The following is a 13,640-nucleotide window of genomic DNA, read 5'->3' as shown; positions in this document are numbered from 1 at the left end:
AGGATCCACTCGAGTTTCCCCTCGCTCGTCTCACGAAGCTCCAGGTTCTGGAACGTCTGGACCGGCCCCGAGCCCGCCTCTCTCCGGCCGCCCGGCTCCTCCTGCGGAGTCGAGCACCCGCACGGAACGAGAAGGCCGAGCAGGAGGATCCCAAGCGCCGCGCGCCGATTCCTCATCGCGATTCTCCACCACCGTGCTCTCGTCTCGAGCCTCCTCCGATCTCCGCCATCGATCATGAAACCAGACCCACTGCTCTGGCCTCTGCTCGATCAGTCGCTCCAGCGAGCCGCTGAGCGCGACCATCATCTCATAGAGGTCGCCTTCGCGGTCATCGGTTCTCCGCACCTCGACCTCAGGCAGAATCGTGATCTTGTGGCTCCCATCCCCCTCCGACTGGATCGCCATCGGGAGCAGCGCGGCCCTCGTCATCCTGCAGAGCGCCGCGGGCCCCACCGGCGTGAAGGCCAGCCGGCCGAAGAACGGGACTCGCACCCCTTCCGCCTTCATGTCCTGATCGAAGAGGATTCCCACCATGCCGCCCCTGCGCAGCGCCCGGGCCGCGCCCATCAGCTCCGAATTCCTGCTGAGAGTCCTCACCCCTGCGGCGGTTCTCCTGCCGGTCACGAAGCTCTCGGCCCAAGCCTCCCGCAGGGGACGGGCCAGGACGTGGACAGGGTATCCCCGTCGAGCATAGTAAGCGGCCATCAGCTCCCAGCAGCCAACGTGCCCGGTGGCGACGACCACGCCCCTTCCCCGCGCCAGGGCCCCTTCCAGATGCTCCTCCCCCACCACACGGATCAGGCGTTCCAAGGCGGCCCGGTCGAGTCTCGCCATCCTCAGGAAGTCGACCGCGTTGCGGCCCAGCGCCCGAAGACAGACCCTGCCGAAGCGGGCCCGATCGTCCACGAAACCTGGTTGGATCAGCCGGAGATTGCGATCGATGCTCTCCCGGAGTGCCTTGCCACACCGCCAGGCCAGAGTCCCGTAGACGCCGCCCAGCCGGAGAGCCCAACCCCTCGGCAGGATCTCGAGGGGCCACAGAAGCGCGCGGATGAGCCCGAACCGTACGGCCCGCCGAAGCCCCTTCATCCGCTTCATCCGAACCTCCGAGCCTCAGGCTAGGAGGCGGCGGAAGGGCGGTCAAGCATGTTCTATGCCAGGTGGGAGGACACTCGCATTCCCAGGCGAAGACAATCGTGGAGATGTATGACCCCCTCTGGCTTTCCCTCCCCGTCGATCACGACCAAGGAGGTGATGGGACCGGTCGGATTCGTTTCCATCCTGTGGACAGCGCTCGCGAGAACCTCATCTCTATCAATGGTTTTCGGATGCGCGGTCATGACCTGAAGCACTTTCAGGGTCTCGACGTCGCGATGCTTGTGGAGGATCCTCCGGATGTCGCCGTCGGTCAGAATCCCCACCAGCTTGCCGTCCGCATCGACGACGGTCGTCATCCCCAGGCGCTTGTCGATCATCTCCACCAGCGCCTCCATCAGAAGGGCCTCCCCCGGAGCCCGGGGAAGCGCGGCGCCTGTCCTCATGACGTCCCGAACCCGGAGGGTCGCGATTCTCCCCAGCACTCCGCCCGGGTGCAGGAATGCGAAGTGTTCCTTGGTGAGGCCCTTCTCCCAGAGGATCAGGAGGGTGAGGATGTCGCCGAGGACCTGAAAGACGGTCGTGCTCGTCGTCGGGACTTCCTGGATCGGGCCCGCCTCCTCGATCGTCCCGACATCGAGGACAAGATCAGAGAGACCGGCGAGGGAGGACTCTCCCCTCGCGACGAGAGAGAGGATCGGCACGCCGAGCCGCTTGAAGGTCGGGACCAGATCGAGGATCTCCCTGCTCTCGCCGCTCTTGCTGATGAAGAACCCGACATCGGCCGGTCCGACCAGACCCAGATCGCCGTGCATCGCCTCGACCGGGTGGAGATAGACCGCCGGGGTCCCGGTGCTCCTTAAGGAAGCGGCGATCTTGGAGGCCACGATTCCGCTCTTGCCCACTCCGGTCACGAGCACTCTCCCCTGGCAACCGCGGAGGAGCTCGACCGCGCGCGCCAGTTCCGGCGCATCGCACAAGCCCGCGAGCTTTCCGACGCCGCGAAGCTGGGTCTCGAGGATCTGCCGCGCACGATCGGAGAGCAGGCTCATGCCTCCCCCATCCTCGCGCGGCGCCCGCAGAGCCTCTTCCACTCGAGCATCTCCTCCAGAAACGACGCGACCGACGAGAGGGGCAGTTGGGTGGTCGGATCGGAGAGGGCGCTCTCAGGCTCGGGGTGCGTCTCGAGAAAGAGACCGTCCGCGCCCGCTGCGATCGCGGCGCGGGCCAGGGTCCTCGCGAACCTCCGGTCCCCCCCTGCCCCGGGATGCTGGAGGGAGTGCGTCACGTCGAAGACGACGGTCGATGCGAGATCCCCCATGATCGCGAAGCCGCGCATGTCGACGACCAGATCGCGGTAGCCGAAGGTCGTCCCCCTCTCGGTCAGCCAGAACTCTCCGCCGGGCCGCGCCGCCTCGAGCTTCTCGAGGACCCTCCCCATGTCGTCCGGGGCCATGAACTGCCCCTTCTTCACGTTCACGACCCCGCAGGCGCGCGCGGCTTCCTGCAACAGGCGCGTCTGGCGGCAGAGGAACGCGGGGATCTGCAGGACATCGACCGCCGCGGCCGCCGGGGCCACTTCGTCCCGGCAATGAACATCGGTCAGGACGGGGACCTTGATCTCTCGGCGCACGCCGGAGAGGATCGCGAGCCCCTTCTCCGCGTCAGGCCCCACGAAGGACTCGACGGAGGATCGGTTGTCCTTTCGATACGAGCTCTTGAAGACATAGCCGATTCCCAGGCGCGAGCAGATCTCCCTGAGCTTCCCCGCGACATCGAGGCTCATCTGCTCCGACTCGATGACGCAGGGACCGGCGATGACGAAGAGATGCTCTGCCGGGTGCGTCCGCCCGAGAAACCGATAGCCGCGATCACCCATCGGCGCCGCCCGTTCCGCGTCCGGCCGCCCTACCCGCGCCCGCCGCTTCATCGACCTCGCACCGGTGCGCCGCGGAGGCGCGGACGAACTCCCGGAAGAGGGGGTGCGGCTCCCGCGGACGGCTCCGCAGCTCCGGGTGGAACTGCACCCCCACGAACCAGGGGTGGTCCTCGATCTCGATGATCTCCACCAGGTCGTTGTCGGGGCAGATCCCGGCCATCACGAGCCCGCTCGCCGCGAGGCGCGTCCGGAACTCGTTGTTGAGCTCGAAGCGGTGCCGGTGCCTCTCCTTGATCAGATCCTCGCCGTAGGCTTCGCGCGCCTTCGTCCCCGGCCGAAGGCGGCACGGATAGGCTCCCAGGCGCATCGTCCCCCCCTTGTCCCCCGAGTGGGTCTGCCCCGGCAGGAGATCGATGACCGGGTGCGGCGTCTGCCGATCGAACTCCGTGCTGTTCGCTTGCTCGAGCCCGGCCCTGTGCCGCGCGAACTCGATCGTGGCGCATTGCAGCCCCAGACAGATGCCGAAGAAGGGAATCCTGTTCTCACGCGCATACCCCGCGGCCAGAATCATGCCCTCGATGCCTCGCTCCCCGAACCCGCCCGGGACCAGGAGCCCGCCCACATCCTTGAGGTGCGCATCCGCGCCATCGCGCTCCACGTCCTCCGACTCGATCCAGCGCAGCGAGACGCGGACCCCGTTGGCCGCCCCGGCGTGAACCATCGCCTCGACGATGCTCTTGTAGGCGTCATGCAGGTGCGTGTACTTGCCGCAGATGCCGATCGTCACACTGCGCGGCGACTCGCGGATCACGCGGACCAGGCTCTCCCACGGCCTGAGATCCATGGGGCGGGACGGCTTGAGCCCCAGCTGCTCGAGGATCAGGCGGTCGAGCCCTCCGCGATGGAACATCAGCGGGACCTCGTAGATCGAGGCCACATCGGGGGCCTCGATGACCGCCTTCGGAGGGATGTTGCAGAAGAGGGCGATCTTCTCGCGGGCCTCCGCGCCGATCGGGAACTCGGTGCGGCAAAGGAGGATGTCGGGCTGGATCCCGATCTCGCGCAGCTCGCGGACGCTGTGCTGCGTCGGCTTGGTCTTCATCTCGTGCGCCGCCTTGATGTACGGGACGAGGGTCAAGTGGATCGAGAGGGTCCGCTCCCGCGAGAGATCGAGGCGCAGCTGTCGGATCGACTCGAGGAAGGGAAGCCCCTCGATGTCGCCCACAGTTCCGCCGATCTCGATGATGCTCACATCCGCTCCGAGCCGCTTCGCGGGATCGACCATCGCCTTCTTGATCTCGTCGGTGACGTGCGGGATCACCTGGACCGTCTTGCCCAGATAGTCGCCCCTTCGCTCGCGCGAGAGGATCCTGTCGTAGATCTGCCCCGCTGTGACGCAGTTCTCCTTGCCGAGCGACTCGCTCGTGAAACGCTCGTAGTGGCCCAGGTCGAGGTCGGTTTCCGCGCCGTCGTCCGTGACGTAGACCTCGCCATGCTGGTAGGGGCTCATCGTCCCCGGGTCGACGTTCAAGTAGGGATCGAACTTCTGCATCGTGACCTTCAACCCGTGCTCCTTGAGCAGGAGCCCCGTCGAGGCCGCGGCGATCCCCTTTCCCAGGGAGGAGACGACTCCCCCGGTGATGAAGATGAACCGCGGGGACTTCTCGCTCATCCGCTGTCTCTCCCCTCCGCTTCGGCGGCAAGAAAACGGTTTGCCCGGTCCAGATCCTCGCGCGTGTCGATTCCGCCAAACGAGGACTCGGTGATAATGACCCGGATCGGTATCCCCTCCTCCAAGGCCCGCAGCTGCTCGAGCCCCTCGAGATCCTCGAGGCTCGAGACGGGCAGCCGCACAAAACGCTCGAGCACTCCTCGATCGAATCCATAGACGCCGATGTGATGCCAGCAGCGCCGGGGCTCTTGTGTCCCCTCTCGACGATAGGGCAAGGGAGCCCTCGAGAAATAGAGAACCCGCCTGTCCCGCGCGACCACGGCCTTCACGACGTCCGGACGGGCCAGCGTCTCCTCGTCCCGAATGGGGGCGACGGCTGTCCAGATCGCCGCCGGATCCGATCGGAGGCCATTCGCCAGCTCGTCGATTGTGACCGGGTCGAGAAACGGCTCGTCCCCCTGGATGTTGACCACGAAGGCGTATTCCGGCCCGAGAGAGGAGACGGCCTCGGCGACGCGATCGGTGCCGGAGCGGTGCGAGGAACGCGTCATCACCGCCTCGCCGCCGAAGGCCAGCACCTCGCGGAGGATCCGTTCGTCGTCGGTCGCGACAAGGAGACGGTCGAGGCTGCGCGCGCCCGCGGCGCGCTCGTGCGCGCGCCCCAGAACCGTGCGTCCGCCCAGACTCGCGAGCAGCTTGCCGGGGAATCGAGTGGCCGCATACCGGGCAGGGATCACCCCCACGATCTTCTGTGAGGAGACCGACACGCTGCCCTCCCGAGGTGCGTACTGCCCAACGACAAGGGGCGGCGTCCCGTGCCGCCCCTGCCCGAGCGGAAGCCCGACCGCAAGATAGGTACGCGCCCCCGGCCTGTCAACAGCCGCGCCGCCGCCGCGATCAGCGGCCGGATCGTGCGGGGGAGACGGAGAAGGAACGAGCGGGGGGCAGGAAGACCGGGTCCGCGTGAGGCGCGCCGCTCGCCATCGAAGGCGGGGCGCGCCGGGCGCGACTACTCCTCTGCGGCGGGAGTCTCCTGGAGAACGCTGACGAGAGGACGGCCGTTCCTGTGCTTCGCGAAGAGGACATGGCCGTCGACGACCGAAAAGAGGCTGTCGTCCTTCGCCCTTCGGACGTTGCGGCCGGGGACGTAGCGCGTCCCGCGCTGCCTGACGATGATGGAGCCGGCCGTGACGAACTCCCCGCCGAACGCCTTCACGCCGAGACGCTGCGAGTTGCTGTCGCGACCGTTCCGACTCGACCCGAGACCCTTCTTGTGCGCCATATTCCGCCTCGCCTCAGGCCGCGTGGATCGCGACGATCTCAACTTCGGTGTAATCGTCGCGATAGCCGTTGCGCCTGCGATAGTCCTTCCGTTTCTTGTACTTCCCGACGAGCACCTTCGGGCCGCGCCCGTGGCGGACAACGGTCGCCTCCACGCTCGCTCCCTCGACGTGGGGATGCCCGACGCGCACGCCCTCGTCCCCCGAGAGAACGAGGACCTTCTCTATGGCGATCCGGCTTCCCGGCTCCGCCGAGAGGAGCGGAACCTGGAGCCTCGCGCCCGGCTCCACCCGGTACTGCCGCCCCTGCAGCTCGACAATTGCGTACACTGACCCCTCCCGCGAATCCTCGCGAATCCAAAAAGATGACGATAGGTCACGGGCGACCCGCCGTCAACCCCTCAATCCGACCCTCGTTCCGCCCTTCCGGGGGCGATTCGGGCACCGCGTCCGGGGCGGCCGGAGCCGCATGAGCCGGGGTCGGCCCCCCGAGTCCAGCCCCTCAGCCCTGGAACTCGGAGGTCACGTCCTTGCGGAGACGGGGGAAGATGACCCGGAGGTCGTCCAACCGCATGCGCGGGTCGTCTCGCAGATCGAGGACCAGGCCGTACTGCTTCTCGAGGGCGGCGAGCCTCTCGGCCCTCTCGTCGTAGAGGAAGGTCGCCACGTCGGGGTGGATCCGGATCTGGACGAGCTTCTCCTTGGAGTGAGCGCCGATCCGGCGCAGATACCGCTCGACCTTCATCGCCAGGGACGGGAGCGAGAGGACCCTCCCCACCCCCGAGCATGTGGGGCACTCGTCGCTGTAATAGTGGAAGAGAGAGGCGCGCTCGCGCTGGCGCGTCATCTCGACAAGCCCCAGATCGCTCACCGGATAGACCTTCGTCCTGGCCCGATCGGACCGGAGCGCCTGGCGAAGGGTGTCGATCACCTGTCGCTTCGAGGCGTCCTGCTCCATGTCGATGAAATCGCAGACGATGATCCCCCCGATGTCCCGCAAGCGGATCTGACGCGCGATCTCCTTGGCGGCCTCGATGTTGGTCTTGAGAATCGTCTCCTCCGGGGAGCGCTTCCCGGTGAATCGCCCGGTGTTCACGTCGATCGCCACCAGGGCCTCGGTGTGGTCGATGACGATGTAGCCGCCTTTCTTGAGCCAGACCTTCCTCTCCAGGGTCTTCGCGATCTCCGACTCGATTCTGTATTCGTCGAAGACCGGGCCCTGGCCGCTGAAGAGCCTCACCCGCTCCCGCAGGCCGGGCGAGAACGCGCGCAGGTAGGACTGGATCTGCTTGTAGGAGTCCTCGGAGTCGATCACGACCCGGTCGATGTCCTCCGTGAAGAGGTCGCGGATCAGCCCTGTCGTCAGGTCCATCTCTCTATGGATCAGCGCGGGCGCCTCCGCGGTCGACGACCTCTGCTCGATCTGCCCCCAGTGGTCGAGCAGGTACTTGACGTCCTGCTCGAACTCCTTCTCCCCCTTCCCTTCTCCGACGGTCCTGCAGATCAGCCCGGCGTTGCCGGGTTTCAGGCTCATGAGGATCTTGCGCAGCCGATGCCGCTCGTCCCGATCCGCGATCTTGCGGGAGACGCCGACATGATCGAGACCGGGCATCAAGACCAGGTAGCGCCCCGGCAAGGAGATGCGGCCGCTCACCTTCGGCCCCTTGGTCCCGATCGGCTCCTTGATGATCTGGACCAGGATCTCCTGCCCCTTCTGGAGATAGTCCTCGATCTTCAGGTCGTCTCTCGGCTTGACCGGATGGGGGGCCTCGTCGTCGATGTCGAACATCTCGAAGTCGATGATCGACTCGAGCATGTCCGACATGTGGAGGAAGGCCGACTTCGGAAGCCCGATGTCGATGAAGGCGGCCTGGATGCCGGGCAGGACGGCGCCGGTCCTACCCTTGTAGATGTCTCCCACAAGCCGCCGTTCCTCGAGGCGCTCGTTGATCAGCTCGACAAGCTCCGCATCCTCGAGGACCGCGATCCGGGTCTCGTTGGAATCAACATTGATGACGATCTCGCGAAACATCGGCCCCCAATTCGATCGAGCCAGAGGCTCAGGCCTGAAAGCTATCACACGATCCGGACCGGCTCAATCCCCGGGCAGGGAGGGGGAATCGCTCCCGCTCTCGCGGGCCAGCTCGGCCCGAGCGGCGGTCAGCACGAGGATCGGCGGGACGCAACCCGCCGCCTCGAGCGCTCCGCGGCAGGCCTGTGCGGTCGCTCCCGTCGTCCAGACGTCGTCGACAAGAATCGCGCTCCCCCGCGGGACCGTCCGCCTCGCGAGCGTCTTTCCCGGGCGAAAGGCGCTCGCGACCGCCGCTCGCCGCTTCTCCGTATCGAGGACCGTCTGGGATCCGGTCCACCGGACCCTTCGGATCAATCCCGGGAACAGCGGCAGCCCCGCCCTCCGTCCCACGATCCGGGCAAGCCTTTCGGCCTGGTTGAACCCGCGCTCCCGGAGCCGGGTCGGATGGAGCGGGACCGGGACGAGGAAGCCCTGGCCGGGCTCGATCCTGATCGCGCGGAGCCGGGCGGCCATCATCTCGCCGAGGAAGCCCGCGGCGGCGCGGTCGCCCCTGTACTTCATCCGGCGCACGAGATCCTTGACGACCCCCGCGTACAGGAACGGGCTGATCGGTTCGGGCGGCTCGAGGCGCCGGGCTTCATTCCAGAGGAGCCGGAGGGCGGCGTCGCAGGAGCGACAGGGCAGCGGCGGTCCTTCGACGCCCCGCCCGCAGGCCGGACATGAGGGAGGAAGCAGAAGACTCAGCGCCCCCCTCGCGATCGATGCGAGACGCTGCGCGAGGAGTGCTGAGGTCGAGGCGCGGGAGACCAGATCGATCCCAGGATGATCGGCGCCATCCGTCACGAGGACGAGGAAAGCCGGCCCCGTGCCGGGATCGGGCCGCTACTGCGCCTCGCCGGCGAGAGGCTCCGCGAGCAGGAGAGGCGACACCTCGCTCCCAAGCCACAGGGAGAGCGACAGGGCGGCTTGGTGGACAAGGAGGCCCAGGCCGTCGTGGGTCGCGAGCCCCCGATCCCGGGCCTGGTCGCGAAGAGGGGTCCGCCCGGCCCCGTAGTTCAGGTCGACGATCGCGCAGGCGGGATCGACTCCGGCAAGCCAGGACGCGACGGCCTCGGAACGGGAGAAGGCGGAGGGAAGCCCTCCCACAACGAGCGATGGGCCCTCGGGGATCGGATCCTTCCAGGAGAGGACCCGCGCGGGCATCCCAGCCCACCCCTCCGCGAACCATCCCTCGAGGACGCGGATCGCTCGCTCCGGAGACCGCGTCACGATCGAGAGCGCGTGGTCGGACCCGATCTCGTGGGCGATGCCGCGGCAGGTCGCCCCGAATCCGAGCAGAACGATCCCCGCGGCGGCGGGACGGATCGCGCGCTCGCTCATCCAGGCGCGGAATCCACGCCCGTCGGTTCCGAACCCAACGGGCTCCCCTTCCCTGTAGACGATGGTGTTCACGACACCGGTGAGTCGCGCCGCCTCGTCCCCTGGACTGCAGAAGCGGCCGGCCGCGACCTTGAAAGGGGTCGTGACGTTGAGGCCGATGCCGCCCAATCTGGGGAAGAGCTCGATCAGCGGCTCGAGATCCGGCTCGTCGATCTCGAAAGGCAGGTAGACCACATTCTCCCCGAGCCTTTCGAGCGCGTGGTTCTGGATCCTCGGGGACAGGGTGTGCGTGATCGGGTTTCCGACCAGACCCAGGAGCGCTGTTCTTCCGTCGACTCTCATGCAGCCCGCCCCGCGGCCTCTTTCCGCCCGGCGCGCGGCCTCACGAGGAGGATCAGAATCCCCACCACCGCCAGCAGCAGGGCGACGAGCTGGCTCTTCGCGCCGATCAGAGGCTCGAGCGCCGGAAGCCTGTCGACAGGATCGTAGTGGCGGACGAAGTCGACGAGATAGCGGACGAGACCCTGTCCGACGAGGTAGCCGCCGATCAGGCTCCCCGTCCGCGGACCGCGGCCATCGAGCCGCCACAGCAAGAGGAAGAGGAGGAGCATGCCCACGGACAGATAGAGCTGGGCCGGATGGACATGGACATCGCCCAGCGACTGGGCCGCGTACGACGTCGGCGGATACCGGATCGCGAGAGTGCCGGAGTGAGGGGAGCCGAAGCAGCAACCGTTCAGAAAGCAACCGAGCCTCGTGACCGCCTCGCCCAGGGCGAGAGCCGGGGCCATCAGATCGGCGATCGGGAGGAAGGCCACGCGGTGCTTGCGGAGATAGAGATAGCTCACGGCGATCGCGGCGAGAAGCCCTCCGTAGAGCGTGAGCCCGCCCTCCCAGATCCTGAAGAGGTCGAGGGGGCTCGCGAAAGATTCGGGATGGCCGAGGACGAAGTGCAGCCGCGCGCCGGCCACCGACGAGACGAGGATCCAGCCGGCCAGCGAGAAGACCCGATCGGCGTCGATCCCCTTGCCGGGAGCCCGCCGCACGGTCCACCAGGTGCCGAGGATGAAGGCGATGACGAGCATCACCCCGTAGGAGTGGACGCGGAACGGACCGACATGGAAGAGCGTACCGATCAATCGCGCACCCTTTCCTCACCGCCTCACGCGCCGCGAGCCGCTGCGGATCGCGGAGGATCAGGCGGTCGGACCATCGTTGCCGAGCCGGGCCTGCCACGCAAGGAGTAACTCCCCCCGGCGCCCCCAGAGCCAAGCCGGGCCGAGCGGACACGCCCGGCGAGCGCCTCCATCGTCGTCAAGATGGTTCAGGGACGGGCGGCGCGTACGCCGCGCCCGCGAACGGCGCGCCGTCCCATGCGTGAGGCCGGAGACCCTCCCCGCATCAGTAGTCGAATCTGTGGGCCGAGATGTTCAACAGCAGCCCCAGCATCGCGAAGACCGAAACGAGGAACGAGCCACCGTAGCTGACGAGAGGAAGCGGTAGCCCGGTGACCGGCAGCAGTCCTACGGTCATGGCCATGTTCACGCCTGCGTGATAGAGCAGGAGCGTGCTCAAGGCGACCGAAAGAGCGCCGGAGAAGGAGTTGCGGCAGTGGAGGGCGAGGTAGTAGCCGCGGCTCACCAGCGCGAAGAAGAGCAGGACGACAATCGCAGCCCCCACGAAACCGAACTCCTCCCCCAGGACGCTGAAGATGAAGTCGGTGTGTTGCTGCGGAAGGAAGGCCAGGGCCTTTTGCGAGCCCTGCAGGTATCCCTTGCCGACGATCTCGCCGCTTCCGATCGCGATCTTCGATTGCAGGATCTGATAACCCGCCCCGGCGGGGTCGCGGCTCGGGTCGAGAAAAGTCGTCAGCCTCGTGCGCTGATACGGCTCGAGTGCGTTCCACACCCTGGGGGCGCCGAAAAAGACCCCGATCTGGACCGCCACGAACAGGCCGACCAGCAACCACGGCAGCCTGCTCCTCCACAGGGCGATCACCGACCCGAGAAGGAACAGGCCCCACAGGACCGAGTGCCGGCAGAGGGCCAGACCGACGAGGGGGCTCACCAGGATGAGGAGATGCAACCACGGCAGCCCCGCCCATACGAGGACGGCGAGCCCCATCGCCGCGAACGCCCCGGATGTGCCCAGGTCGGGCTCCTTGAGCACCAGGAGCAACGGCAGAGCCACGAGGCCCAGGGCGATCAGCAGGTGTCCGATTCGCCCGGGATCGCGCCTACGGGCCACGAGGAAGCGGGCGACAGCGATGGCGCAGGCGACCTTCGCCAGTTCCGACGGCTGTATGCGGAGCGGCCCCGCCCCGAGCCACCTCCGAGCTCCGTAAACCTCCGTCCCGACGATCAGCACCGCGATCAGCAGGAGGATCGCCAGTCCGTAGAGCCCGTAGGCCAGATCCTCCAGAAGCCGAAGCGGAACAGCCATGGCGATCAGCATGGCCGCGAGCGCGGCGGCCAGGGAGAGAAGATGGCGCGCGAAGAAACCGGCCCGGGCGCTGTCGGCGAACTCGGTCGCGCTGTAGACCGCGAGGCAACCGACAACCACGAGCACGGCCGCCGGCACGACCAGGTAGGGGTCGATCCTGCCTCGATAGGACAGGATCGCCGCAGGGATTCTCACGGCGGGCCCTCCCCTAAGGCCAGGGTCTTCGTCCCGGGGTTGAGGTAGGCATCGAGAACGTAGCGGGCGGTGGGCGCCGCCACCGCCCCACCGTGTCCGCTCTCCTCAAGCACCACGACCACGACGATCTCCGCGGCCTCGGCGGGGGCGTAGCAAACGAAAAGGGCGTGGTCTTCTCCGTGGGGGTTCTGCGCGGTCCCCGTCTTCCCGGCCACACGGAAGGGTTCGACCCGTGCCCGCTTGCCTGTCCCGCCCTCGCCCATCACCACCGCCTCCATCGCGTCGCGCACGACGGCCATCTCCGCCTCGGTGGCGGGGATCCGTCCCTCCCGCCAGGATGACGCCCTCCCCGGCATGGACGAGCCGTCAGCGGCGCGAAGCGAGAGAGCGACATGCGGACCGACGATCCTTCCCCCGTTGGCGACGGCGGCGACCGCGCGCGCCAGGGCGACCGGCGTGTTGAGAAGCTCCCCCTGGCCGATCGCCAGGTTCAGGGCTGCTCCCGGTCCGGGAGGCCCTCCCCTCGCTCTCCGGTACCAGTCGACCGTGGGAACGAGCCCGGCGCGCTCCTGGGGCAGGTCGATCCGCGTCGGAACGCCTAGGCTGCAGGCCACGGCATATTCGGTGAGCCTCTCCACGCGCAGGCGAATGCCCACCTGGTAGAAGTAGACGTCGCAGCTCTTCGCCATCGCGTCGCGAAGGAGCAGGCTGCCGTGCCCTTCCTTGCGATGGCAGCGAAAGACCCTGTTCCCGAAAGGCAGCCCTCCTCCGCAGCCGGAGGGCATGGGTGTAAACGGAGTCAGAACTCCTTCGTGAAGAGCGGCGAGCGCGGTCACGATCTTGAACGTCGAACCTGGGGGATAGGCCGCCTGCGTGGTCCTGTTCAGGAGCGGGAAGCCCTCGCCCGAGAGCCGTTTCCAGTCCTCGATCGTGAGCCCCTGAATGAAGAGGTTGGGATCGAAGGCCGGGCGGCTGGCCATCGCGAGGATCTCGCCGTTGCGCGGGTCCATCGCCACGACGGAGCCGGGCCGGGCACCTACGTCCTCCCCGAACTCGCGGGCCAGCAGCGCCGGGACCGAGTCGAGGGCGGCCTCCGCGGCGCGCTGGATGTCGAGATCGATCGTGAGGACAAGGTCTCCGCCGGGGGTCGAAGGGGTCGCCGGCAGATCCTTGAAGAGATCGGTCCGCCTGCCGAGCGCATCGACCTGAACATGCTCGATTCCATCCTCTCCCCTCAGATGTTCCTCGTACGCCCGCTCCACGCCGGAGCGGCCGACCAGGTCTCCGCCGCGATAGCGTCTTCCGCCGCTCTTCCCCTCGAGCTCCGAGTCGGAGACCTCTCCCAGATAGCCGATCAGGTGGGCGGCGAGCGAGCCGTGCGGATAACGGCGGGCGGGCTCGGGTCGGATCTCCGCTCCCGGCAGCCGGTCCATCCGTTCCTCGATCGACGAGAGCGTCGCGAAGTCGAGGCTTCTGCTCAGCGTGACGGGCGGCAGTCCTGCGCGCCTCGCTCGATCGATCTCGTTGATCATCTCGGCTGGGTCGCGGCCGAGCAGACCGGCAAGCTCGACGGCAACCGACTCGAGCAGCGGACGGTTGCGACGGAAGGCTCGATCGCGGGGGTCGAAGGAGAGGGAGAAGGACGGCGCGTTGTCGGCGAGGACC

General features: G+C 67.5%; 13 protein-coding genes. All 13 read right to left on the bottom strand.

Annotated elements, in window-relative coordinates; all coding sequences use genetic code 11:
• Nucleotides 1-30 precede the first annotated feature (30 nt).
• Nucleotides 31-1,098, bottom strand: coding sequence for a lysophospholipid acyltransferase family protein (locus FJY88_07810; GenBank protein ID MBM3287237.1), 1,068 nt, complete (start codon nt 1,096-1,098; stop codon nt 31-33).
• A gap of 53 nt (nt 1,099-1,151) precedes the next feature.
• On the bottom strand, nt 1,152-2,147 hold the full coding sequence (locus FJY88_07805; GenBank protein MBM3287236.1) for a KpsF/GutQ family sugar-phosphate isomerase: 996 nt from the start codon (nt 2,145-2,147) through the stop codon (nt 1,152-1,154).
• A complete protein-coding gene (locus FJY88_07800) occupies nt 2,144-2,974 on the bottom strand; it encodes a 3-deoxy-8-phosphooctulonate synthase (protein ID MBM3287235.1) in 831 nt (276 codons plus the stop codon). Before FJY88_07800 ends, FJY88_07805 begins: the two co-directional genes overlap by 4 nt.
• Nucleotides 2,967-4,646, bottom strand: a complete 1,680-nt coding sequence (locus FJY88_07795) for a CTP synthase (GenBank protein ID MBM3287234.1) — start codon at nt 4,644-4,646, stop codon at nt 2,967-2,969. The genes FJY88_07800 and FJY88_07795 overlap by 8 nt, the downstream gene beginning before the upstream one ends.
• Nucleotides 4,643-5,413: a 3-deoxy-manno-octulosonate cytidylyltransferase gene (gene kdsB / locus FJY88_07790; GenBank protein MBM3287233.1), complete on the bottom strand. Its 771-nt coding sequence runs from the start codon at nt 5,411-5,413 to the stop codon at nt 4,643-4,645. The genes FJY88_07795 and kdsB overlap by 4 nt, the downstream gene beginning before the upstream one ends.
• A gap of 242 nt (nt 5,414-5,655) precedes the next feature.
• Nucleotides 5,656-5,928 (bottom strand): 50S ribosomal protein L27, encoded by a 273-nt coding sequence (locus FJY88_07785; protein MBM3287232.1) that lies wholly within the window; start codon nt 5,926-5,928, stop codon nt 5,656-5,658.
• Nucleotides 5,929-5,941: 13 nt separating this feature from the next.
• Nucleotides 5,942-6,256, bottom strand: a complete 315-nt coding sequence (rplU, locus tag FJY88_07780; GenBank protein MBM3287231.1) for a 50S ribosomal protein L21 — start codon at nt 6,254-6,256, stop codon at nt 5,942-5,944.
• Between the two features lie 172 nt (nt 6,257-6,428).
• A complete protein-coding gene (locus FJY88_07775; GenBank protein ID MBM3287230.1) occupies nt 6,429-7,958 on the bottom strand; it encodes an Rne/Rng family ribonuclease in 1,530 nt (509 codons plus the stop codon).
• 63 nt (nt 7,959-8,021) lie between these two features.
• The gene (locus FJY88_07770) at nt 8,022-8,801 is read right to left on the bottom strand and encodes a ComF family protein (GenBank protein MBM3287229.1); all 780 of its coding nucleotides are present in this window, start codon (nt 8,799-8,801) and stop codon (nt 8,022-8,024) included.
• A gap of 39 nt (nt 8,802-8,840) precedes the next feature.
• Nucleotides 8,841-9,680 carry a hypothetical protein gene (locus FJY88_07765; GenBank protein MBM3287228.1) on the bottom strand — a complete coding sequence of 280 codons (840 nt, stop codon included), beginning with the start codon at nt 9,678-9,680 and terminating at the stop codon, nt 8,841-8,843.
• Nucleotides 9,677-10,477 carry a prolipoprotein diacylglyceryl transferase gene (gene lgt, locus FJY88_07760; protein MBM3287227.1) on the bottom strand — a complete coding sequence of 267 codons (801 nt, stop codon included), beginning with the start codon at nt 10,475-10,477 and terminating at the stop codon, nt 9,677-9,679. The genes FJY88_07765 and lgt overlap by 4 nt, the downstream gene beginning before the upstream one ends.
• Nucleotides 10,478-10,739: 262 nt before the next feature.
• On the bottom strand, nt 10,740-11,975 hold the full coding sequence (gene rodA, locus FJY88_07755) for a rod shape-determining protein RodA (GenBank protein MBM3287226.1): 1,236 nt from the start codon (nt 11,973-11,975) through the stop codon (nt 10,740-10,742).
• Nucleotides 11,972-13,640: penicillin-binding protein 2 (mrdA, locus tag FJY88_07750; GenBank protein ID MBM3287225.1), on the bottom strand; the 1,669-nt coding region annotated here is incomplete at its 5' end. The genes rodA and mrdA, both read right to left, overlap by 4 nt.

The organism is Candidatus Eisenbacteria bacterium (genome assembly GCA_016867495.1).
Taxonomy (GTDB): Bacteria; Eisenbacteria; RBG-16-71-46; order CAIMUX01; family VGJL01; genus VGJL01.
This window is presented reverse-complemented; position numbering and strand designations above follow the sequence as displayed.

Coding starts and splice junctions, on each gene's coding strand:
- FJY88_07765 (MBM3287228.1), bottom strand. CDS start 9,680: ATGAGAGTCGACGGAAGAACAGCGCTCCTGGGTCTGGTCGGAAACCCG.
- FJY88_07775 (MBM3287230.1), bottom strand. CDS start 7,958: ATGTTTCGCGAGATCGTCATCAATGTTGATTCCAACGAGACCCGGATC.
- FJY88_07800 (MBM3287235.1), bottom strand. CDS start 2,974: ATGGGTGATCGCGGCTATCGGTTTCTCGGGCGGACGCACCCGGCAGAG.
- FJY88_07810 (MBM3287237.1), bottom strand. CDS start 1,098: ATGAAGCGGATGAAGGGGCTTCGGCGGGCCGTACGGTTCGGGCTCATC.
- FJY88_07795 (MBM3287234.1), bottom strand. CDS start 4,646: ATGAGCGAGAAGTCCCCGCGGTTCATCTTCATCACCGGGGGAGTCGTC.
- FJY88_07785 (MBM3287232.1), bottom strand. CDS start 5,928: ATGGCGCACAAGAAGGGTCTCGGGTCGAGTCGGAACGGTCGCGACAGC.
- FJY88_07805 (MBM3287236.1), bottom strand. CDS start 2,147: ATGAGCCTGCTCTCCGATCGTGCGCGGCAGATCCTCGAGACCCAGCTT.